General features: G+C 65.5%; 20 protein-coding genes. 9 read left to right on the top strand and 11 right to left on the bottom strand.

Features of this window, described 5'->3' with window-relative positions:
- Nucleotides 1-219: 219 nt before the first annotated feature.
- The 6 genes from petA to CIT37_RS30675 all read left to right on the top strand — a co-directional run bounded on the left by petA (nt 220) and on the right by CIT37_RS30675 (nt 7,553).
- A complete protein-coding gene (petA, locus tag CIT37_RS30700; RefSeq protein WP_028141703.1) occupies nt 220-750 on the top strand; it encodes a ubiquinol-cytochrome c reductase iron-sulfur subunit in 531 nt (176 codons plus the stop codon).
- Nucleotides 751-812: 62 nt separating this feature from the next.
- Nucleotides 813-2,885, top strand: coding sequence for a cytochrome b/c1 (gene fbcH / locus CIT37_RS30695; RefSeq protein WP_095426908.1), 2,073 nt, complete (start codon nt 813-815; stop codon nt 2,883-2,885).
- 261 nt (nt 2,886-3,146) lie between these two features.
- The gene (locus CIT37_RS30690) at nt 3,147-3,821 is read left to right on the top strand and encodes a dienelactone hydrolase family protein (protein ID WP_095426928.1); all 675 of its coding nucleotides are present in this window, start codon (nt 3,147-3,149) and stop codon (nt 3,819-3,821) included.
- Between the two features lie 32 nt (nt 3,822-3,853).
- On the top strand, nt 3,854-4,468 hold the full coding sequence (locus CIT37_RS30685; RefSeq protein ID WP_240536435.1) for a hypothetical protein: 615 nt from the start codon (nt 3,854-3,856) through the stop codon (nt 4,466-4,468).
- A gap of 260 nt (nt 4,469-4,728) precedes the next feature.
- A complete protein-coding gene (locus CIT37_RS30680; RefSeq protein WP_095426909.1) occupies nt 4,729-6,894 on the top strand; it encodes an anthranilate synthase component I in 2,166 nt (721 codons plus the stop codon).
- 119 nt (nt 6,895-7,013) lie between these two features.
- Nucleotides 7,014-7,553, top strand: a complete 540-nt coding sequence (locus tag CIT37_RS30675; protein ID WP_018323310.1) for an adenine phosphoribosyltransferase — start codon at nt 7,014-7,016, stop codon at nt 7,551-7,553.
- Between the two features lie 16 nt (nt 7,554-7,569).
- Here the strand turns inward: CIT37_RS30675 and CIT37_RS30670 are convergent, their stop codons facing one another.
- The 9 genes from CIT37_RS30670 to CIT37_RS30630 all read right to left on the bottom strand — a co-directional run bounded on the left by CIT37_RS30670 (nt 7,570) and on the right by CIT37_RS30630 (nt 17,690).
- Entirely contained in the window at nt 7,570-7,902 is a 333-nt protein-coding gene (locus CIT37_RS30670; protein WP_028141699.1) for a GIY-YIG nuclease family protein, read from the bottom strand.
- A gap of 87 nt (nt 7,903-7,989) precedes the next feature.
- Nucleotides 7,990-8,658 carry a P-loop NTPase family protein gene (locus CIT37_RS30665; protein ID WP_095426910.1) on the bottom strand — a complete coding sequence of 223 codons (669 nt, stop codon included), beginning with the start codon at nt 8,656-8,658 and terminating at the stop codon, nt 7,990-7,992.
- 60 nt (nt 8,659-8,718) lie between these two features.
- Nucleotides 8,719-9,471, bottom strand: coding sequence for a P-loop NTPase family protein (locus CIT37_RS30660; protein WP_028141697.1), 753 nt, complete (start codon nt 9,469-9,471; stop codon nt 8,719-8,721).
- 208 nt (nt 9,472-9,679) lie between these two features.
- Entirely contained in the window at nt 9,680-10,894 is a 1,215-nt protein-coding gene (locus CIT37_RS30655; RefSeq protein WP_095426911.1) for a M48 family metallopeptidase, read from the bottom strand.
- Nucleotides 10,895-10,928: 34 nt separating this feature from the next.
- A complete protein-coding gene (locus tag CIT37_RS30650; protein WP_018323315.1) occupies nt 10,929-11,489 on the bottom strand; it encodes a LemA family protein in 561 nt (186 codons plus the stop codon).
- Nucleotides 11,490-11,627: 138 nt separating this feature from the next.
- Entirely contained in the window at nt 11,628-12,608 is a 981-nt protein-coding gene (locus tag CIT37_RS30645; protein WP_161966236.1) for a small ribosomal subunit Rsm22 family protein, read from the bottom strand.
- Between the two features lie 111 nt (nt 12,609-12,719).
- On the bottom strand, nt 12,720-16,184 hold the full coding sequence (gene smc, locus CIT37_RS30640; RefSeq protein WP_095426913.1) for a chromosome segregation protein SMC: 3,465 nt from the start codon (nt 16,182-16,184) through the stop codon (nt 12,720-12,722).
- A 217-nt stretch (nt 16,185-16,401) separates the two neighbouring features.
- Nucleotides 16,402-17,058 (bottom strand): DsbA family protein, encoded by a 657-nt coding sequence (locus CIT37_RS30635; protein ID WP_038972146.1) that lies wholly within the window; start codon nt 17,056-17,058, stop codon nt 16,402-16,404.
- Between the two features lie 140 nt (nt 17,059-17,198).
- On the bottom strand, nt 17,199-17,690 hold the full coding sequence (locus CIT37_RS30630) for a DUF721 domain-containing protein (protein ID WP_095426914.1): 492 nt from the start codon (nt 17,688-17,690) through the stop codon (nt 17,199-17,201).
- A gap of 198 nt (nt 17,691-17,888) precedes the next feature.
- On the opposite strand from CIT37_RS30630, the gene mutY reads away from it, so the two are divergent.
- Both mutY and CIT37_RS30620 read left to right on the top strand, forming a co-directional pair.
- Nucleotides 17,889-19,007 carry an A/G-specific adenine glycosylase gene (gene mutY, locus CIT37_RS30625; protein WP_095426915.1) on the top strand — a complete coding sequence of 373 codons (1,119 nt, stop codon included), beginning with the start codon at nt 17,889-17,891 and terminating at the stop codon, nt 19,005-19,007.
- A gap of 52 nt (nt 19,008-19,059) precedes the next feature.
- Nucleotides 19,060-19,479, top strand: a complete 420-nt coding sequence (locus CIT37_RS30620) for a PaaI family thioesterase (RefSeq protein ID WP_038948304.1) — start codon at nt 19,060-19,062, stop codon at nt 19,477-19,479.
- A 3-nt stretch (nt 19,480-19,482) separates the two neighbouring features.
- On the opposite strand, the gene CIT37_RS30615 is transcribed toward CIT37_RS30620, so the two are convergent.
- Complete coding sequence (locus tag CIT37_RS30615; RefSeq protein ID WP_028141689.1) at nt 19,483-19,941, bottom strand: Clp protease/crotonase-like domain-containing protein; 459 nt, start codon at nt 19,939-19,941, stop codon at nt 19,483-19,485.
- Between the two features lie 705 nt (nt 19,942-20,646).
- Nucleotides 20,647-21,927, bottom strand: a complete 1,281-nt coding sequence (locus CIT37_RS30610; protein ID WP_095426917.1) for a flavin-dependent oxidoreductase — start codon at nt 21,925-21,927, stop codon at nt 20,647-20,649.
- Nucleotides 21,928-22,053: 126 nt separating this feature from the next.
- Here CIT37_RS30610 and CIT37_RS30605 point away from each other — a divergent pair, with 126 nt between their 5' ends.
- Nucleotides 22,054-22,674, top strand: coding sequence for a glutathione S-transferase family protein (locus CIT37_RS30605; protein ID WP_095426929.1), 621 nt, complete (start codon nt 22,054-22,056; stop codon nt 22,672-22,674).
- Nucleotides 22,675-22,722 lie beyond the last annotated feature (48 nt).

Raw genomic sequence — 22,722 nt, 5'->3', positions numbered from 1 at the left:
GTGCATGGCACGCTCCCGCGCCGATAGCGGGCTTGCGCTCGCCCGGCAAGGGTGCCAATAGAACGATTCTGGACTGCTGTTTCACCCGTTTAGAGGTGAATGAGCGAAGTTCTGCCGCCGCGGGGGGCCGCGGGCGCCGGCAGACTGTTCCGGGGACCTTGGGGGCTCCTGGAGCGGTTCCACCGGTGGCGTAAGAAGTAAGAAGAAAGGGTTGGAATCGTGACGACAGCGTCTTCGGCGGACCATCCGACACGCCGTGATTTCTTATTCGTTGCAACCGGGGCAGCTGCAGCAGTAGGGGGCGCAGCCGCGCTCTGGCCCTTCATCTCCCAAATGAATCCTGACGCTTCGACTATCGCCGCCGGTGCGCCGATCGAGGTCGATCTCAGTCCGGTCGCCGAAGGTCAGGACATCAAGGTGTTCTGGCGCGGCAAGCCGATCTACATCAGCCACCGCACCAAGAAGCAGATCGACGAGGCGCGCGCCGTCAACGTGGCGAGCCTGCCCGATCCCGAGACCGACGAGGCGCGGGTCAAGTCCGGCCATGATCAATGGCTGGTCGTGATCGGCATCTGCACCCATCTCGGCTGCATCCCGATCGCTCATGAAGGCAGCTACGACGGCTTCTTCTGCCCCTGCCATGGTTCGCAGTACGATTCGTCCGGCCGCATCCGCCAGGGGCCCGCGCCCGCTAACCTGCCGGTGCCGCCGTACCAGTTCGTTTCCGACACCAAAATCCAGATCGGCTGAGCCTCGGACCCTCGTCCGAAGCTTCGCGCCGTCTCGTCGTACTATTTCCTCAGGATCGCATCATGAGCGGACCATCCGACTACCAGCCGAGCAATCCCGCCCTGCAATGGATCGAGCGGCGCCTGCCGATCCTCGGCCTCATGCACTCCTCGTTCGTTGCCTATCCCACCCCGCGTAACCTGAACTATTGGTGGACCTTCGGCGCCATCCTCTCCTTCATGCTGGGGATGCAGATCCTGACCGGCGTGATCCTGGCGATGCACTATACGCCGCATGCCGATCTCGCCTTCAAGTCGGTCGAGCTGATCGTCCGTGACGTGAACTACGGCTGGCTGCTGCGCAACATGCATGCGGTCGGCGCATCGATGTTCTTTGTCGCCGTCTATGTTCACATGTTCCGCGGCCTCTATTACGGGTCCTACAAGGAGCCGCGCGAGGTGCTGTGGATCCTCGGCGTCATCATCTACCTCTTGATGATGGCGACCGGCTTCATGGGCTACGTGCTGCCCTGGGGTCAGATGAGCTTCTGGGGCGCCACGGTCATCACCAACCTGTTCTCCGCCATTCCCTATGTCGGCGAGAGCATCGTGACGCTGCTGTGGGGCGGCTATTCGGTCGGCAATCCGACGCTCAACCGCTTCTTCTCGCTGCATTACCTGCTGCCGTTCCTGATCGCGGGCGTCGTCGTGCTCCACGTCTGGGCGCTGCACGTCGCCGGCCAGAACAATCCTGACGGCGTCGAGCCGAAGACGGAAAAGGATACGGTGCCGTTTACGCCGCACGCGACCATCAAGGACATGTTCGGCGTCGCCTGCTTCATGCTGCTCTACGCCTGGTTCATCTTCTACATGCCGAACTATCTCGGCGACGCCGACAACTACATTCCGGCGAACCCGGGCGTGACGCCGCCGCACATCGTGCCGGAATGGTATTACCTGCCGTTCTACGCGATCCTGCGCTCGATCCCGAACAAGCTCGCCGGCGTCATCGGGATGTTCGGTGCGATCATCATCCTGTGCTTCCTGCCCTGGCTGGACGCCGCGAAGACGAGGTCGTCGAAGTATCGCCCGCTGGCCAAGCAGTTCTTCTGGATCTTCGTCGTGGTCTGCATCCTGCTCGGCTATCTCGGGGCGCAGCCGCCGGAAGGCATCTACGTCATTGCCGGCCGGGTCCTGACGGTCTGCTACTTCGCCTACTTCCTGATCGTGCTGCCGCTGCTCTCGCGCATCGAGAAGCCGCGGCCGGTGCCGAACTCGATCTCGGATGCGGTGCTGGCCAAGACCGGCAGCCGATCGACGCCGATGGTTTCGACCGCGATCATGCTGGCGCTCGCCGGTTCGTTGTTCGCAGGCTCGGTCGACAGCGCGAAGGCGTCTGAAGGCAGCGATACGCCTCCGGGCAACAAATGGTCGTTCTCCGGCCCTTTCGGTAAGTTCGACCGCGGCGCGCTGCAGCGCGGCCTGAAGGTCTACAAGGAGGTTTGCGCCAGCTGCCACGGCCTGTCCTATGTGGCCTTCCGCAACCTCGCCGAGCCCGGTGGGCCCAGCTATTCGGTGGCGCAGGCGGCGGCCTTCGCGTCGGAATACAAGGTCAAGGACGGTCCGAACGATGCCGGCGACATGTTCGAGCGTGCGGGGCGTCCGGCGGACTATTTCCCCTCGCCGTTCCCGAACGAGCAGGCCGCTCGCGCGGCGAACGGTGGCGCGGCGCCGCCGGACCTCTCCCTGATCACCAAGGCGCGCTCCTATAAGCGCGGCTTCCCCTGGTTCATCTTCGACTTCTTCACCCAGTTCCAGGAGCAGGGCCCGGACTACGTCTCGGCATTGCTGCAGGGCTTCGAGGACAAGGTGCCGGAAGGCGTGACCATTCCGGAGGGCTCGTACTACAACAAGTACTTCCCGGGCCACGCCATCAAGATGCCGAAGCCGCTCAGCGACGGCCAGGTGACCTATGACGACGGCTCGCCGACCACGGTCGCGCAATATTCCAAGGACGTCACCACCTTCCTGATGTGGACCGCCGAGCCGCACATGGAAGCGCGCAAGCGCCTCGGATTCCAGGTCTTCGTGTTCCTGATCCTGTTCGCGGGGCTGATGTACTTCACCAAGAAGAAGGTCTGGGCCAGCTCCCACTGAGCGCTCTGATGCGACGGGAAATGAAGAAGCCCCCGCAAGGGGGCTTTTTTGTTGGGTCCGTGTCCCGCAGGCGCGAAGCGCGAGCCGGGACCCAGAATGCTCGTAGCTGGACCCCCGGATCTGCGGCGCGTCACGCCGCAAGGGGCGGCGCGCTGCGCTGCATCCGGGGCACGAGAGTTTGTTTGCGCGGTGATTGCGTCGTTCGCATGCACCCGCCAAAATGCCACCAACCGCTCCCCCAAGATCTCATCGGAGGACACCATGGGAACCGCCATCACCTTCAAGCGCCCGGACGGCAAGGACGCCTCGGGCTATCTCGCCAATGCCGCGCGCGGCAACGCGCCGGGCGTGGTCGTGATCCAGGAATGGTGGGGCCTGTCGGACCAGATCAAGGGCCTGTGCGACCGCTTCGCGTTGGCCGGTTTCGACGCGCTGGCACCCGATCTCTACAAGGGCAAGGTGGTGCCGTATCACGACACGGACAGCGCCAACAAGGAGATGAACTCGCTCGACTTCATGGACGCCACCACGCAGACCGTGCGCGGCGCCGCGCAATATCTGTCGCGTAACGGCGCCAAGGTCGGGCTGACCGGCTTCTGTCTCGGCGGCGCCGTCACCATCATCGGCTCGGTGCATGTGCCGGAGCTCGCGGCCGGCGTCGTGTTCTACGGCATCCCGCCGGAGCAGGCGGCCAAGCCCGCCGACGTCAAGATCCCGCTCCAGGCCCATTTCGCCAACAAGGACGATTGGTGCACGCCGGAGCTGGTGGGCGGCTTCGAGAAGGCGATGAAGGCCGCCGGGAAGTCGCTGGAGCTGTTCCGCTATGACGCCGAGCACGCCTTCGTCAACGAGCAGCGCCAGGCCGTGCACGACCGCGAGGCCGCCGAGCTCGCCTGGGGCAGGGCGACGGAGTTTTTCAGGAAGCATCTGGGTTGAGACGGGAGCAATCGACCAGGGGCAGCGAGGGAATGTCGACATCGTTTCTCACGCGCCGCGTGCTCGGCTCGATCGTTCGACCGGTGATCGTCCTTGGCGTCCTGCTGCTGACGGCAGCTCAGGCGCCGGGACAACAAGCCTTCGTCACGCTGAACGGTAATCTCAAAACCGAGGCCTGGTGGGTCATCGCGGAATTCCAACCCTTCACGACGGAGGTTCGCGGTATCCCCGCGAACCAGATCCGCAAGAGCTGGTGCAAGGCGACTGAATTCCGCAAGGACCTGATCCCCAAAGAGCTGATGTTCGAGAACGGCACCGACGCGATGAAGGGCGCCGGCATGTCCTTTACCATCGAGGGGCGCTTCGACGGCGGCGCCACGAAGCAGATCGCCGTGGTCGGCGTGTTTCAGGAGTGTGCGGGTCCCAAGGGCAGGTTCATGCTGCTCCTCGATCAGGCGGACGGCGAGAAGCCGAAGATCCGCTTTGTCGACGCCATACGCACGAACCGCCAGTTCGCCGCTCTCTCGAAGGACAAGGGCGGCAAGCTCGTCCTTTGGGGATGCATGGAATGCGACGGCTATTCCGTCCTCAAATGGGATCGGAAGAAGAACCGGTTCGGCTGGGAGCCGCAGGCCGAGGAGCCCTGAGCCAAGCAGAAGCGGCAGCCGGACGCTGCGCGCCCCGGTCGCGGGGAGTAGGTTTCTCACCTTGACGCCGCCCCCGCGCCATGGTGAGTATCCGCCCATGAGCACCGCAGCCTGCCCAGCCCGTCTTTGGTGGCGCACCTCCTAAGAGGTGGCCGGTGCGATTTACCTTTCCCAAATCGTCTGAGGTCGCCTGCACAGTGCGGCGGCCTTCTCGTTTGTCCTGTGTGGCGTTCCCTCGGCAAGTTTCGTAAGAGGACGACATGAACAGGACAGTCTTTGCCCTCCCGGCCAGAAGCGACTACGCGACCCGCGCGGGTCTGGCGATCACGCGCGTGGCGGAGCAGTTTACCGGCGGCGCCAACAGGCTCGACGACCTGATCAACCTGCTCGACCGCCGCCGCGGCGTGGTGCTGTCCTCGGGCACGACCGTGCCCGGCCGCTACGAGAGCTTTGATCTCGGCTTCTCCGACCCCCCGCTCAAGCTCGAGACATCTGGCGTCAATTTCAAGCTGGAGGCGCTGAACGCGCGCGGGCAGGTGCTGATCGCCTTCCTCGGCGATGTGCTGCGCGAGCCCTGCGTCGTCTTCTCCGAGAAGACCGCCACGCGCCTTGCCGGTCACATCATCCGCGGCGATGCGCCGGTCGAGGAAGACCAGCGCACGCGGCGTGCCAGCGTGATGTCGCTGGTGCGCGATATCATTGCCGCCTTCTCGGCCAATGACGACGGGTTGCTCGGCCTGTTCGGCGCTTTCGCCTACGACCTCGTGTTCCAGATCGAGGACCTCGTGCAGAAGCGCGCACGAGAGAGCGACCAGCGTGACATCGTTCTCTACGTGCCCGACCGCCTGCTGGCCTATGACCGCGCCACCGGCCGCGGCGTGGTGCTGAGCTACGATTTTGCCTGGAAGGGCAAGTCGACCGAGGGCCTGCCGCGCGAGACCGCCGAGAGTCCGTATCTGAAGACGCCGCGGCAGGGGTTTGCCGATCACGCGCCCGGCGAATATCAGGCCACCGTCGAGACGGCGCGTGCTGCGTTTGCGCGCGGCGATCTGTTCGAGGCGGTGCCGGGCCAGCTGTTCGCCGAGCCCTGCGATCGCTCGCCTGCCGAAGTGTTCCAGCGGCTCTGCGTCATCAACCCGTCGCCCTACGGCGCGCTGATGAATCTGGGTGAGGGCGAATTCCTGGTGTCGGCCTCGCCGGAAATGTTCGTGCGCTCGGACGGACGTCGGGTCGAGACCTGCCCGATCTCAGGCACGATCGCGCGCGGCACCGACGCGATCGGCGACGCCGAGCAGATCCGCCAGCTCCTGAACTCGGAGAAGGACGAGTTCGAGCTCAACATGTGCACCGACGTCGACCGCAACGACAAGGCGCGCGTCTGCGTGCCCGGCACGATCAAGGTGCTGGCGCGGCGCCAGATCGAGACCTATTCAAAGCTCTTCCACACCGTCGATCATGTCGAGGGCATGCTGCGTCCCGGCTTCGACGCGCTCGACGCCTTCCTCACCCACGCGTGGGCCGTGACCGTCACCGGCGCACCCAAGCTGTGGGCGATGCAGTTCGTCGAGGATCACGAGCGCTCGCCGCGCCGCTGGTATGCCGGCGCGATCGGCGCAGTGAACTTCGACGGCAGCATCAACACCGGCCTCACCATCCGCACCATTCGCATGAAGGATGGTCTGGCTGAAGTGCGTGTCGGCGCCACCTGTCTGTTCGACTCGGATCCTGCCGCGGAAGACCGCGAATGCCAGGTCAAGGCCGCAGCCCTGTTCCAGGCGCTGCGCGGCGATCCGCCAAAGCCGCTGTCGACTTTTGCGCCGGATGCGACCGGTTCGGGCAAGCGGGTGCTGCTGATCGACCACGACGACAGCTTCGTGCACATGCTCGCCGATTATTTCCGCCAGGTCGGCGCCGACGTCACCGTGGTCCGCCATGTGCATGCACTCGACATGCTCAAGCGGAAGACATGGGATTTGCTGGTGCTGTCGCCGGGCCCCGGCAGACCGGAAGATTTCGGGATCAAGAAGACGATCGACGCGGCGCTGGAGCAGAAGCTGCCGGTGTTTGGCGTCTGCCTCGGCGTGCAGGCGATCGGCGAATATTTCGGCGGCGAGCTCGGCCAGCTCACCCATCCCGCGCACGGCCGTCCCTCGCGGGTGCAGGTGCGCGGCGGACGCTTGATGCGCAATTTGCCGAACGAGATCGTCATCGGCCGCTATCACTCGCTCTTTGTCGAGCGCGACAGCATGCCGGAGGTGTTGTCCGTCACCGCCAGCACCGAGGACGGCGTCGCCATGGCGCTGGAGCACAAGACGCTGCCGGTCGCCGGCGTGCAATTCCATCCGGAATCGCTGATGTCGCTCAGCAATGAGGTGGGACTACGTATTGTCGAGAATGCGTTCCGGCTGGATGCTGGGGCGAATTGAGTGCAGGATATTTCACCTCGTCATTCCGGGATGGTGCGTCAGCACCAGATCCGGAATCTCGAGATTCCGGGTTCGATGCTGACGCATCGCCCCGGAATGACAACTGAGATGAGAACCGAATGACCTTTGACCACGACATCAAGGCGAGCGTCCGGACCATTCCCGACTATCCCAAGCCGGGGATCATGTTCCGCGATATCACGACCCTGCTCGCGGACGCGCGCGCGTTCCGCCGCGCGGTCGACGAGCTCGTCAACCCCTGGGCCGGCAACAAGATCGACAAGGTCGCCGGCATGGAGGCGAGGGGCTTCATCATCGGCGGTGCGGTGGCGCACCAGCTCTCGGCCGGCTTCGTGCCGATCCGCAAGAAGGGCAAGCTGCCGCACACCACCGTGCGCATCGCTTATTCGCTCGAATACGGCATCGACGAGATGGAGATGCATGTCGACGCCATCCAGCCCGGCGAGCGCGTCATCCTGGTCGACGACCTCATCGCCACCGGCGGCACCGCGGAAGGCGCGGTGAAGCTGCTGCGCCAGATCGGCGCCAACGTCGTCGCCGCCTGCTTCATCATCGATCTGCCCGAGCTCGGCGGCGCCGCCAAGCTGCGCGCCATGGACGTGCCGGTGCGCACGCTGATGACGTTCGAGGGACACTGAGAGGTCGCCACGATCTTCAGATCGCCTCGGCCTTCAGTTCATCCCGCCAATGCAGCAGGCGCTCCTTCAGGAGCGCGTTCCTGACATAGGCGGTTTCCTCATCCTCCAGGCGCTCGCATTCGCCAAAGGTCAGGCCGGGCTCGCCATGCGCATTCCAGGCAGCCTGAAGGCTGCGGCAGGTGTGGCTGCCCTGGCGCAGCGAGAACCAGATGCGGTTCCGGATCGTCTCCAGGTTCGGCGCCTGGCCGACCCAGGCCTCGCCCGAGACCGCGCAACGCACGACGAAGATGCCCGCAATGGTCTTCCGCTCCTTGTAGGCGGCAATCGCTGCTTTCCGGTCGATGCTCACGGTGACGGGCCTTGCTGAGGGGGATACCGATGCCCGCCTCAATAAGCCCGCTCCAACCCGCAGTCAATATTATCCGGGTGAAATTATCTAGGATCGCTGAAGGATCAGGCTGAGCTCGAGCTCGCGGAAGGCAAAGTAATTCCGCCGGGTCCATTGGTGCAGCTCGGTGGAGGCGTCCTTCTCCTGGCGCAGATAGCCGGTGAAGGAGAAGTTCAGCCGGTCGACATAGGTCTTGAGGAAGCCGGGCAAGGCAGGCAGGCGGAACAGCCGGCCGCCGGCCATCGCGGCCGGCAGCTCGCCGCGCACGACATATTCATTGTCCACGGTGATCAGGTTCATCCGCGGGATCTGCCCGCGCAGCATCTCGTGGGCGCGGGCGGAGGCGCGATCGGTGTCGGCGACGAACAGGATCTGAGGCGCGACATGGCGGCGGGCGGCCTCCTTCAAGAGGCCGATCTCGTCGGTCATCTTGAAGAACTCGTCGAAGGCGTGGAAGCCGAGGTCGATCACCTTGGCCATGCCGTCATCGACGATGACGCGGTCCATCAGCTGCATCTTGCCGTAGGTGTCGATCACGTCGGCGGTCTCCGTGATCTTTGGCAGGTAGTCGAGCAGCGACGGTTCCTTCAGATTGACGTCGAAGGCCGCGACGTTGCCGTTCTTGAGCAGCAGAAATTCGGCGAGCAGCCGCGCCAGCAGTGTCTTGCCGACCTGCGGGCGGGACGAGCAGATGATGTAGACGGGCGTGGCGGGCATCGGCAGCTATATCAGTCGAACCTGGCGACCAATCCAGCCGTATCAGCCCTGCTTGCGCAACTATTTTTCGCTGTTGCGGGTCGCGGGCTTCGAGCCGACGATGTCGGTCAGCCGGATCCGGTCGAACTCGCTCCAGACATTGGCCAGCCAGTGCCGGACATAGCCGCGCAGCACGAACGAATAGTTCGCGGCCTCGTCGCTGATGCCCTTGTTGGCGACGAATTTCAGGAACGGGACGGACGAAACCTCGACCTGCTCATAGGCCATCTCGTTGAGCTTGGGGATGGTCAGCTCGGTCGCGTCCTTGATGCGGTGGAAGTAGGAATTGTAGGTCGCCTGGTCCCATTGAAAGAACTGGGTGTCGTTGATGAAGTTCTTCACCAGGAAATATTTTGCGCCGGTCATGAAGCCCGCGGTTTCGGCGATCTCGTCCAGCGAGGCGATCGAGGGTCCGAGGATGTGGAACACCGCGAAGGTGATCTGGCCTGCCTTGGCGGCATCCAAGAAGCCGATGTCGCGCAGCGAGGCCAGCGCCGGCGAGAGCAGGCCGGCGCGGACGTCGATCACGGTGACCGACGGGCTGGTCGCGTTGAGCGTATCGAAGATCTTCATCTGATCGGCCGTCGTCGTCATGTCGACGATCTCGGTGATGTCGGGGTGGAAGCGCTTCAGGGTTCCGCGCGGCGATTCCGTGTCGAAGGCGCGCGTCGGCACGTTGTTGGCCGAGAAATAATCGAGCAAGGTGCGCGATACCGTGGTCTTGCCGACCCCGCCCTTGTCCGCGCCCACCACAACCACTGCCGGCTTTGCCATTGCTGTCCCCTAACGCGCGCCCCCGATCGCGAGGGTCGCAATCGGCCGGGCCCCAAATCGATGTCCGAAGGATGTCCCAAGTCTGCTGTTGGGCGCGAACATGGCAGAAACAAGGGAGAATTCAATTCCTTGGCATGCCGATACGGCAATTCCCGAAGTTTTTCCCAATCGCGGCGAAACCCGCTGCGCGTGGCAGGACATCGCGTGCTTAATGACGGCCCCAGGGACCCATGAGATTGCCCGCCGGGTTGCTGCTCGCGGTCCCGGAGGGGCCGGGTGCGGGCAGGGGCGGCGGAGCGGCCGCATCGTCCCACGGGCCATGACGCAGCGGCGGTGGGGCGTCCTGCGGGTCAGCTTGCGCCTCGGGCTCGTCCGTCTCCTCGGTCGGCGGCAGCGGGCCCGGATCGTGGCCGCCGGCGAACTTGACGAGCGCGTCGACCCGGGATTGCACGGACGGGTGGGTCGCGAACAGATCGGCAAAGCCCTCGCGGGGATTGTCGACGCAGAGCTCCATCACGGCCGAGGTCGCGCCGGGCAGCTCGCCGCGATTCTCGATCTTGCGCAGCGCCGAGATCATCGCATCGGGGTCTTTCGTCAGCTCGACGGAGCCCGCGTCGGCGAGATATTCGCGCGAACGCGACAGTGCGAGCTTGACAACCTGGGACAGCAGCCAGGCCACCACGATCAGCACGATCGCGATGATGATGACGATCACCGCGCCGCCGCCGGAACTCTTGTTGTCGCTCGATGACGAGGACGACCGCGACGACGAGGAGGAGGAGCCCGAGGACCATGAGCCGCCGGAGCCGGAGCTCCAATTGAAATTGGTGAACAGGCGGAAGAACAATTCGCCGAAGAAGCCGACCACGCCTGCGATGATGACGGCGACCACCATCAGCTGCACGTCGCCGTTCTTGATGTGGGTCAGCTCATGGCCCAGCACCGCCTCGATCTCCTTGTCATCAAGCGCATCGAGCAGACCCGTGGTGACGGTGATCGAATATTGCCTGGGATTGAGGCCGGTCGCGAACGCGTTCAGCGCCGGGCTCTCCATGATCTTCAGCTTCGGCATGGTAATGCCGCGCGAGATGCAGAGGTTTTCCAGCAGATTGTAGAGCCGCGGCTCCTCCTGCCGGGTAACGTCGTGGCCGCCGGTCACCGCGTCGATCATCGACTGGTGGAAGAAATAGGCGATCACGACCCAGACCGCCGCCACGATCGTCGCAACCGGTGCGGCCACGATCAGATCGTGGAGGGCGCGCCTCAGGTAATAGACGACGGTCTCATTGCCGTTGATGACGACTTCGGCGACCAACGCGCCAGCATAGACCAGCACGTAGACCAGCATGAACAGGCCGGCGAGCAGAAGCATCGAACGAAACTTGTTCGAGGCGATGTGCGTGTAGAGACCATACGCGGCCATGACGCGGGTGCCCTGCCGGCCTATCGGCTCAAGATCAGAACTTCACCTGCGGCGCGGCCTCGACCTCGGTGCGGCTGGCGCCGAGATCGAAGAAGTCCTTCCTGGTGAAGCCGAACATGCCGGCGAACAAAGCGGCGGGCAGCTGCTGGATGCCGGTGTTGTATTCCTGGACCGCGTTGTTGAAGAAGCGGCGGCTCGCCGCGATCTTGTTCTCGAGGTCGGAAAGCTCGGATGCGAGCTGCTGGAAATTGGCGTTGGCCTTGAGGTCGGGATAGGCCTCCGACAGCGCGATCAGCCGGCCGAGCGCGCCGGACAGCTGGTTCTCGGCCGCGGACACCTGCGCCGGCCCCTGCGCCGACATCGCCGAATTGCGTGCCTTGATGACGTCGTCGAGCGTGCCGCGCTCGTGCGAGGCGTAGCCCTTCACCGTCTCGACCAGGTTCGGGATCAGGTCGTGGCGCTGCTTGAGCTGCACGTCGATATCGGCAAAGGCCTGGCCGACGCGCTGGCTCAGCGCCACCAGGCGGTTGTAGGCGCTGAAGGCGAACAGCGCGAGGACGACGATGACGCCGAGAACGATCCAGCCGGTCGACATGGAGAACTCCTGAAGGGGGAAGAAGGCGGGCGCTAGCCTAGACCAAATTGGCGCAGGATGAGAGCCCGGCGCAGAGGAGAGGTAAGGCTTGGTCGAATGGGGAGCCGCCCGAGTTCAAAGCAAAAGTCCGGAACGAGGTTAACTTTCGGACAGAATGGCGTCGCCCCAGCGCCAGCGGCGTGCCCCGGCATAGGCGGCCTTGTCGCGACGAGGCACCCTCGTGATGGCGACGCCATCCTCGGTGCAGAGCTTGGCCGTGATCTCGGCCTTGCCGACATCCGGCGGCGCCAGCACGCGCGCGGCGCGCACGGCGGGCGGCGTGCGGGTCAGCGCGACGTAGATGAAGCGCTCGTCCTCGAATGGCACCTCCGCGCCCTTGATTTGCCGGTGTGCCTGCGAGCGCGGCAGGCGCTGGTTGAAATGGCACCAGTCGGGCGCGGTGAGCGGGCAGGGTTTTTCGTGCGGGCAGGGGGCGGCGACGAAGGCGCCGGCCGCGATCAATTGCTGGCGCAGCGCGAGGATGCGCGCGGTGCCGGCGGGTGTGCCGGGCTCGATCACGACCAGTGCGTGGCGCGCTTTCGCCCACATGGCCGCGGCGAGCGCGCGCTGCTCGCTTTCACTGAGCTCGCCGATGACATAGCTCGCAACCACGAGATCCGCTTGCGCGACCTCGGCGAGGTTGCCGCCGGCATCGCCCGGCAGATAGCGGCATTCCGCCAGCCGCGTGCTGTCGCGCGCGAGTTCGAGCGCGAGCCGGCTCAAAGTGGCATTGGCGTCGAGCAGCGTAAAATCCTGTAGCGAGGGAAAGGCCTCCGCAGCGGCCCAGCTCGCGGTGCCCGGACCTGCGCCGACGTCGAGCAGCGTTTCCGGAGCCAGATCCGGTGCGATCTCGGTCAGCGCATTCAGGCTTGCGGCGACGGCCGCGTAGGTCGCCGGCATGCGCGCGAGCGCATAGGCGAGCGCATCGGCGTCCGACTTGATGGTGCCGGAGCCGCCGCCGGCGCGGTAGCTGGTCGAGATTTTCTGCGAACGCTGTGCGGCGTCGGTACGGGAGAAGCCCTGCAGCCTGCCGTCAAGGGCGGCTTTCAATTCGGCGGGGAGGGTGGGTGAGATCATCATCAACCTCACATCATTCCGGGGCGCGCGAAGCGCGAACCCGGAATCCAGAGATTGTGGTTCGAGATTCCGGGCTCGATGCTGCGCATCGCCCCGGAATGACGGTCAATCTTCTCAAGCCACGTTCTGGTCGAGGATGTCCACCGCCTCTGACAGGCTGACCGACACCAGCTGCGACACGCCGCGCTCGGCCATCGTAACGCCGAACAGGCGGTTCATCCGCGCCATCGTGATCGGATTGTGCGTGATGATGATGAAGCGCGTGTCGGTCGAGCCGGTCATTTCGTGGAGGAGGTTGCAGTACCGTTCGACGTTGTGGTCGTCGAGCGGTGCGTCGACTTCGTCCAGCACGCAGATCGGCGAAGGGTTGGTCAAGAACACCGCGAAGATCAGCGCCATCGCGGTCAGGGCCTGCTCGCCGCCCGACAGCAGCGACAGCGTCTGCGGCTTCTTGCCCGGCGGCTTGGCGATGATTTCGAGGCCGGCTTCCAGCGGGTCGTCGCTCTCGATCAGATGCAGCGCGGCCTCGCCGCCGCCGAACAGCTCGACGAACAGGCGCTTGAAGTGGTTGTTGACGACCTCGAACGAGGTCAGGAGACGCTCGCGCGCTTCCTTGTTGAGGCTCTGGATGCCCTGGCGCAGCCGCTTGATGGCTTCGACGAGGTCGTCGCGCTCGGTGACGAGGCCGGTGTGCTGGGTCTCGACCTCGCGCAGCTCTTCCTCGGCGCGCAAATTGACGGCGCCGAGGCGCTCGCGGTCGCGGCGCATCTTTTCGAGGTCTTCCTCGATGTCGTGCAGCGGCGGCAGCTCCGCGCCGGGCTCGATCTCGGCGAGGCCGGCGACGGCCTGCGGCTCGACCTCGAGCATGTCGCGGATCTCGCGCTCGATGTCCTCGAGCCGGCGCCGCGCGCCCTCCATGCGCTCCTCGGCGCGGGCGGTGGCCTCGCGCGAGCTGGAGAGGGCTTCGAGCGTCAGCTTGGCGACGCGATCGGTCTCCGCCATCGCGCTTTCCGCGGTGGCGAGCGCGTCGGCGGCCACGCGGCGGTCGTTCTCGGCATATTCGATCTCGGTGATCAGCGCGCTGCGCTTCTCGGCGAACACTTGCGGCGCGTTTTCGAGATCGCTGCGCTCGATCGTGAGTTCGGCAATGCGGGCCTGGATGGTGTCGATGTGGGAGGCCGCGCTCTCCTTGCGGTTCTGCCACTCGGTGCGTTCGGCCAGGATCGCCTGCACGCGGCGGTCTGCCAGCTCGGCCTCGCGTGCCAGCGCCTGCGCCTCGGCGCGGACCTGCGCGGCCATGCGGCGATGGCCTTCGATGTCGCTGCGGACCGCGGCCAGACGAGTCTCGGTATCCTCGCTCGACGGCAGCTCGGAGATGCCGGCTTCTGCGTATTCGTAGGCGGCCTCGGCCTCGGCGCGGTCGGCGGCGAGACGGCTGTGCGCTTCCGACAGCGTCGCCTTGCGCGCGGCGTGGCGGCTGATCTCGCGCTCGGCGGTGGCATGGCGTTCACGCGCGACGTTGAGCTCGCGCTGCGCGGCGCGCCAGGCTTCGCGGCTGGCGCCTTCGGTGCTCGCGGCCATCTGCAGCTCGGACTCGGCGTTCTCCAGCGCCTGACGCTTGATCTGCGCGTCGATGCGGGCCTGCTCCAGCTCGTTCTCGATATCGACGAGGCGGGCGCGCTCGGCGAGGCGGCGGGCTGCGCCGGTCGGCGCATGCGCTGCGGCGACGAAGCCGTCCCAGCGCCAGACGTCGCCCTCGGGCGAAACCAGCCGCTGGCCGGTCTTGAGCTGCGAGACCAGCTCGGCGCCGCGCTCGCGCGGCACCACGCCGATCTGGGCCAGACGGCGCGTCAGCTCGGCCGGCGCCTGCACATGATTGGCGAGCGGCACGGCGCCTTCCGGCAGCTCCGGATCGCCGTCGGTGTGTCCGACATTGGTCCAGCGCATCGGCGCCGACGGGTCGATCGGGGCATCGAGATCGTCGCCGAGCGCGGCGCCGATGGCCTTTTCAAAGCCTTTGTCGACGGTGATGCCGTCGATGATCGGCGGCCACAGATTCTTGGTCTCGCCGTTGAGGATTTTGGAGATCGTGCGCGCCTCGGTTTCGAGCCGCTGTGCGCGCTTGTCGGCCTCGACCAGCGGCGAGCGCGAGGATTCCAGCGTCTGGCGTGCCGCGACGTGGGCGGCTTCGCTCGCTTGCGCCGCGGCTTCCGAGGCGGCCAGCGTCTGCTCCGCGGTCTCGACCGTCGCGGTCAGCTCGTCGAGATCGCCAAAGCCGCCAGTCTCGGCGGCAAGCTTCTGCTCTTCCGCAGCGACGTTCGCGATCTCCTGGTCGAGCCGGGCCAGCTTGTCGCGGTGGGTGCGGACGTTGGCCTCGAGCTGGTTGCGCTTGGCGGTGAGGTCGGCCAGCGCTGTGGTGAGCTCCGCGAACTGCTGTTCGGTTTCGGTCAACACCGCCTCGGCTTCGCCGACGCGCTCGTCGACACCGGAGCGCTTCTCGACGCGCGACTTGATCTCTTCCTTCAGCTCGGAATCTTCGGTGTCGAGCCGCTGCAGCGCGACGTCGGCGTCCATGGTCTGCTGCTGGGCGCGGGAGATATCGCCTTCGAACTGGGCAAGGCGGCGCTCGAGCTCGGCGACGCGCTCCTTGGCGCGCTCCTCCTCGCGGTCGAGCAGCTCGCGAGCATTGGTCAGGCGCTGCAAGCCTGCGGCGGCGCGCGCCTCGGCATCGCGTAGCGCCGGCATTTCGGCGGCGCGGATCGCCTGGATGCGGGCGGCTTCGGCCTGGTGCTGGGTGCGCTCGGCCATCTCGCGCACCGCGAGATCGTGGGTCTGGCCGGATTCGTTGACGTCGGCATGCGCGCCGACCCAGCGCAGGTGGAACAGAGTAGCTTCGGCCTTGCGGACCTTGGCCGCGACCTCGCGGTAGCGCACGGCCTGGCGGGCCTGCTTCTTCAGGCCTTCCATTTGTCCTGCGAGCTGGCCGATCACGTCCTCGACGCGGGTGAGGTTGGTTTCGGCCGCCTTCAGCCGCAGCTCGGCCTCGTGGCGGCGGGCGTGCAGACCGGCGACGCCGGCAGCGTCTTCCAGCACGCGACGGCGCTGCTCGGGCTTGGCCTGGATGATCTCGCCGATCTTGCCTTGGTGGACGAGAGCCGGCGAACGCGCGCCGGTGGCGGCATCCGCAAACAGGATCTGCACGTCGCGGGCGCGCACGTCGCGGCCGTTGATGCGATAGACCGACCCCGCCTCGCGCTCGATGCGGCGGGAGATTTCGAGCAGCTGGCTGTCGTTCATCGCCGCCGGCGCGGTGCGATCGGCATTGTCGATCGTCATCGTCACTTCGGCGTGGTTGCGCGCGGGACGGTTGCCGGAGCCTGCGAAGATCACCGCGTCCATGTCGGCGGCGCGCAGCGACTTGTACGAGGTCTCACCCATCGCCCAGCGCAGCGCTTCGACGAGATTCGACTTGCCGCAGCCGTTGGGGCCGACCACGCCGGTCAGGCCGGGCTCGATGACGAAGTCCGTGGGCTCAACGAAGGACTTGAAACCGTGAAGGCGCAGGCGGGTGATTTTCATAAGCACGCATCTCTGTTGGCAGGCGCGAATCCCCCTGCCGGGACACTACCATGGAAGACAGTGTCGCTATCCGGGTGAGTCGCGCGAGGCGCCTCATGCGGCTGGACAATGGCCGCGGTGCCCCGCGAGGGCAACCGGCCAAAGCCGCTTTTCCCAAGGGATTTATGCCGGGAAAGATACGGATTTCGAGATGCGAATCAGAATCTTGACGAGCGAATCAGCTCTTCAGCAGCGGATTGATCTTCTTGGCGAATTCCTCGAACGAGGCCTCGCCCTTGATCTTCTCGCCGTTGATGAAGAAGGTCGGCGTCGAATCCACCTTCAGAACGTCGCTGGCATATTTCTGGTCTGCGGCGATCTTGTCGAGCAGCGCCTGGTCCTTCAGGCAGGCTTCGACCTGCTGCTGGGTGAGGCCGGCCTGCTTGCCGATCCGCGTCAGGGTCTCGGTGGTGTTCTTCACCACCCAGTCGTTCTGCTGGCGAAACAGCATGTCGGTGACGGCGAAGTATTTCGGCCCATCACCATTGGCGATGCAGCGCGACAGCATCGAGCCGGCGGCGGCTTTGATGTCGAGCGGGAACTCGCGGAAGATGTAACGCACCTTGCCGGTGTCGATGTATTCCTTCTTGATCTTCGGGAACACCTGCTCGTTGAAGGCGGCACAGTGCGGGCAGGTCATCGAGGCGTATTCGGTGATGGTGACGGCGGCATCGTTCGGGCCGAGCGCCATGTCGGGCAGTGACACGGGCTTGGTGACGTCGGCGGCGGACTGAGCCGCGGCCTCCGAGATGAACCGCAGCGGCGACAGCCCGGCGAGCGCGGCAAGCCCGGTCAGCGACAGCATCGTGGTGAAGGCGCGGCGGGTGATGATCAAGGTCGGCTCCCGAATTGGCAAAAATGTCGCCCCAGGGGGTCTATGAGGTTCCCGCCCGGGCGGCCTGTCGCTAGCTTGAAACGTAGCTTGAGGCAATGGCGAGCGGTAGAGACGGGTCCAGATTGGCCGCGAAATAAGGCTCAATTTCGCTTGATGGCGGCCCCCAGCCGCGCCAGCGCCGTCTTCAGTTGTTCATCTTCGATACCGCCCAGGCTCTCCGCCACCTTGGCCACCGATTTGGGATCGGGCGGGCCGGGCCGGACCGGTCGGCGCGGGCGCGACAGTGGAGCCTGGCGGAAGGCGAGCTTGCCGACCGCGCTCCAGCCGAAGAAGCGGTTGACGCGCTCCAGGATCACGTCCGCGGAATGCTGGATCTCCAGCGCCATCGGCCCCTCGACCCGCAGCACCAGGGTCGCCGGCTCCTGCGGCTGGCCCTCCACCGGGCGCGGCCATTGCATCTTCAGCGGCTCGGCATGGGCCGCGATCTCGGGACCTGCAATCTGCGCCCACCGCGTCACCAACTCGCGCGCCGCAAAGCCCTGCTTGGCATAGGCCTTGGCAAAGACGTCGTTGAGCAGGATGCCCAGCGGCTTGGCGCTGATCGGACTGGGTTTGGGAGGGAATTTGGACATGGGTCCTTATAGCACTTCGGCGGGCGGGCCACAGACCCGCGGCGCGTCATGGCCGGGCTTAGCCGTCCGAAGGACGGCGTCGCTTCCGCTCGCCTATGTCCCGGCCATCCCGTTCTTCCCTCGAAGAAAGGCGTGGATGCCCGCGACGAGCGCGGGCATGACGTAGAGAGGCCGGTGCATTGCCGTTACAGTGCAGGAATGAGCTCCAGATCTGTCCGTAAGCCGAAGCCGGAACCTTCTCAGCCGGAGACATCATCACGCCCGGTGGCGTTGCTTGCCTGGTACGACCGCCACCGCCGCCGGTTGCCCTGGCGTGCCGCGCCCGGCGAGACGTCGGACCCATACCGCGTCTGGCTGTCGGAGATCATGCTGCAGCAGACCACGGTGAAGGCGGTCGGGCCCTATTTCGAAAAATTCGTTGCGCGCTGGCCGGATGTCACTGCGCTCGGACGGGCCTCGCAGGATGATGTGCTGCGGATGTGGGCCGGGCTAGGCTATTACTCGCGCGCGCGTAACCTGTACGCCTGCGCGGTCGCGGTGACGCGCGAGCATGGCGGCATCTTTCCCGACACCGAGGAGAGGCTGCGTGCGCTGCCGGGCATCGGGCCGTACACGGCGGCGGCGATCGCGGCGATCGCCTTCGATCGCCACACCATGCCGGTCGACGGCAATATCGAGCGCGTGGTGTCGCGGCTCTTTGCAGTTGAAGATCAGCTCCCGCAGGCGAAACCTCTGATCCAGCAACTAGCGGCGACGCTGCTTGCAAACTCCCGCGCCGGCGACAGCGCGCAGGCGCTGATGGATCTCGGCGCTTCGATCTGCACGCCGAAAAAGCCGGCCTGCTCGCTGTGTCCGCTGAACGAGGATTGCACGGCGCGCCTCCAAGGCACGCAGGAGACCTTTCCGCGCAAGGCGCCGAAGAAGAGCGGAACGTTGCGGCGCGGAGCGGCCTTCGTCGTCACACGCGGCGAGGATCTGCTGGTCCGCGGCCGGCCCGAAAAGGGCCTGCTCGGCGGCATGACCGAAGTGCCCGGCTCGGACTGGCTCGCCGGCCAGGACGACGCGGCGGCGAAGCTGCAGGCGCCGGCGCTGAAGGGGCTGTCGCGCTGGCAGCGCAAAATGGGCGTCGTCACCCACGTCTTCACACATTTTCCGCTGGAGCTGGTGGTCTACACGGCGAAGGCCGCAGCCCGCACCCGTGCGCCCGAGGGCATGCGCTGGGTGCCGCTCGCCACCCTTGCGGACGAGGCGCTGCCCAATGTCATGCGCAAGGTCATTGCGCACGCGCTCAACCTTTCAGCGGGCTCGTCCTCCTGACAGCACGCTGGCAGCAGCGCTACGCTATCGGGGTGCGAAACGGAGGCTGCCAATGGTCAAGACCGCGCTCGACAATTTTCCCAGGCCACCCTGTGCGGAGCTGTTGGGATGGCGCCTGCTCGATGCCCGCCCCGAGGAGGGCTGGATCAAGCTCGGCTTCGAGGGCAAGCCGGAGTTCTGCAATCCCGCGGGCTTCATCCAGGGCGGCATGCTCTCGGCCATGCTCGACGACACCATGGGCCCGGCCGTGCTGGTGATGAGCGAGGGCCGGCTCTATACCACCACCATCAGCATGACCGTGAATTTCCTCAGCCCCGCCAAGCCCGGTCCGATCATCGGGGAGGCGACGGTGACGCAGCTCGGCAAGACGATTGCGTTCGTCGAGGCCAAGCTGATGGCGGAGAACGGCACGGTGCTGGCAACGGCAAGCGCGACCGAGCGGTTGCTGGAAGCGGCAAGGGTGGTGCGGTAGTCGTTACCGTCGGGGCCGTGTCGCGGAGTGCTGCGCGCAAGGCTTATACAGCGCCCGAAGTGCTTTGCCGCGCAGCAAGATGAGTTGCGGCCTCAACCCGCCGCGCGCCGCGATCCAGCGCTGCACCGGCCCGGGATACATGGAGTATAGGTAATTGGTGGCGTCAGGGTCGGTAATCGTCCTTCCCTTCCGACCGAAATCCCAAGCAGCGTGGAAGCCGAGAGCGGCCTTCGAGGTCACACAGATTTTGTCAGCGGCAACTGCACCGAGAACGATGGTGCACGATGAGGCACAAAGTCCATCGATGATGACGGTCTCTCCGGAAGTGCGCAGGCGTTCATATCTGTCAACATAGGTGTCGATTAGCCCGCCACGATCGCCGGCGATCCGTATCGCCGCATGACTTGCGTGCATTTCGGCCAGCAAGATAGCCGCCGCAAGCAACCCCGCCCGGAACTTCATGATCGCAGCCTCGGTTATTCGCGTCTATCGAATGGACAAATTTCTCTCGCATCCAAGGATTGGCTTAGATCGAAGCGCACCAGCGAGCGGTTGCGGCCGCTCATGGTCTTCAGCCTCGGCCTGAAAGTGCTGGACCATCCCGGGTCTTTGAAACAGACAGGCGTTGATCTAGGTCAATTGGACATGCACGGCGCGCCAAATGATGGAGGCAAGTGCCTGTCCCGTTGACGGCATCACCCTGCGGATAGAACCGGCACTCCAATGACGGGAGGACGCCCATGTTTCGATATGCTCTGGTTGGCTTGGCCGCGGCCGCACTTGTCGGCGCAAGCCTTGTTCCCGATGACGCACTCGCGCGCGGCGGCCGCGGAGGAGGTGGCGGCTATCGGGGAGGGGGATTTCACGGTGGAGGCGCGCACTACAGAGGCGGTGCCGTTCACGCTGGTCGCTACGGCGGCCGCGCTCACGTCTCCCGGCCGATAGCAGGGTACCCCGTCGCACGTACTGCGGCGCGTAGAGGCGTCTACCGGGGAGCCGCATACGGAGCCGCGGCAGTCGGAGTCGGAGCGGCGGCGGCTGGTGCATACGGCTACTACAACAACCGTTGCTACGATGCCTACGGCAACTGGGTGTGTTCCAGACAGTATGGATATTGATGGGCCGTGACGGACGCGGGGCGGTTGGACAACTCTTGCCGCCCCGCCTTCAGGCGCTCGCGCGCTTCGCATCTCCACTGACGATCGGCGGCTTCGCGTTCAGCGCCTCGACCTGGAAGCCCGCAACGCGCTTGTAGTTGGCGGCGATGTCTTCCAGTTCCTTCTGCGACAGCACGTCGGTGACGACCTCAAAGCCGTCGGGCGCGCGCTCTTCGACCAGTTGCATGACCTGCTCGGGTCCGTTCTTGCGGTTGAGCAGGACGAGGTCGGTGGTCGCGGGGCGGCGCTCGGCCTCATAGGCGAGCAGCGCCGCGGTCGTCGGTCCATGCGCGAGAATCTCGCGGGTGATGGTGCGGGCATCGAGGATGGCCTGCGAGGCGCCGTTCGAGCCGATCGGGTACATCGGATGCGCGGCATCGCCCATTAGCGTGACCTTGCCGAAGGTCCATTGCGAGACCGGATCGCGGTCGACCAGCGGATATTCATAGGCGTGCGGGCAGTTCTTGATCAGGCCGGGCACGTCAAGCCAGTCGAACTGCCAGCTCTCGAACCAGGGCAGGAACTCCTCCAGCCGCGCGGTGCGGTTATAGTCCTCGCGCCGCCACTGATAGGTCGGCGGCATGTGGCGCTCGGCGACCCAGTTGATCAGATGGTTGCCCGCCGCGTCCGGCGCCTTGCTGATCGGATAGCAGACGAATTTCAGGATCTCATGGCCGGCCATGATCATGGTGCGGCCGGTCAGGAAGGCCTTGGAAGGCGTGACGCCGCGCCAGAGGATGCGGCCGTTCCAGATCGGCGGACCTTCATTGGGATACAGCTTTTCGCGCGCGGCGGAATGGATGCCGTCGGCGGCGATCAGGATCGCGCCGTCGTAAGTCCCGGCGGCCTTGCCGGTTGCCCGGTCGATGAAGTCGGCGCGCACGCCGTCTGCCGTCTCGGTCCAGCCGGTCAGATGGTGGCTGGTGAGGATGTTGTCGCGGCCGAGCCGCTCGATCGCGGTGTCGAGCAGGAGCTGTTGCAGCGTGCCGCGATGGATCGAGAATTGCGGCCATTTGTAGCCGGCCTCCAGCCCGCGAGGCTCGCTCCAGATCGGCTTGCCGTGCTTGGAGAAATAGGCGAGCTCGCGCGTCCGCACCCCGCTGGCGTCCAGTCTGTCCATCAGCCCGAGCTCGATCAGCTCGCGCACCGCATGCGGCAGCACGTTGATGCCGACGCCGAGCGGCTTCAGTTCCGCGACGCTTTCGAAGACTTTTGCGGGAACGCCGATCTGGTGCAGGCTGAGCGCAAGCGTCAGCCCGCCGATGCCGCCACCGGCGATGAGTACGGTCATGACAAAATCCCCCTCCGATTGACGGCGTCTTCGCACAGCCGGGCGGCGGTGGGCAACTGCGAAGAGGTCCCCTATGGACGGGGCGGCGGAGGGCCGTTAACCTCGGGCTTTCCCATGAGGTCCGACATGCTCAAGCTCTACTACGCCACCGGCACCTGCGCGCTCGCCACCTACATCACCCTGGAGGAGGCCGGCGCCGACTACGCGGCCGAGCGGCTGAGCTTCAAGGACAACCAGCAGAACAGCCCGGACTATCTCAAGATCAACCCGAAGGGGCGTGTGCCGGCGCTGGTGACGGATCGCGGCGTCCTCACCGAGACGCCGGCGATGCTGGCCTATCTCGCGCAGACCTTCCCCAAGGCGAAGCTCGCGCCGCTCGATGATCCCTTCGACTTCGCCCAGGTGCAGTCGTTCAACTCCTACCTCTGCTCGACCGTGCACATCAATCATGCCCACAAGATGCGCGGTCCGCGCTGGGCGACGCAGGAGAGCTCGTTCGCCGACATGAAGGCGATGGTCCCGAAGACCATGGCCGCCTGCTTCGCCCTGATCGATCAGAAGATGTTTCGGGGGCCCTGGGTGATGGGCGATCAGTTCACGATCTGCGATCCGTATCTCTACACCCTCTCGACCTGGCTCGAAGGCGACAGCGTCGACATCAACGCAACCCCGAAGATCGCCGAGCATTTCAAGCGGATGTCTGACCGCCCCGCTGTGCGCAAGGTGATGGACGCGCAGAAGGCGTGACAAATACGCGGTGTCGTCCCGGGCAAGCGCAAGCGCAGACCCGGGACC

It is taken from the genome of Bradyrhizobium ottawaense (assembly GCF_002278135.3).
In the GTDB taxonomy this organism is placed as follows: Bacteria; Pseudomonadota; Alphaproteobacteria; order Rhizobiales; family Xanthobacteraceae; genus Bradyrhizobium; species Bradyrhizobium ottawaense.
The sequence above is the reverse complement of the archived record's forward strand: the minus strand, read 5'-3'. Positions and strand labels throughout refer to the sequence as shown.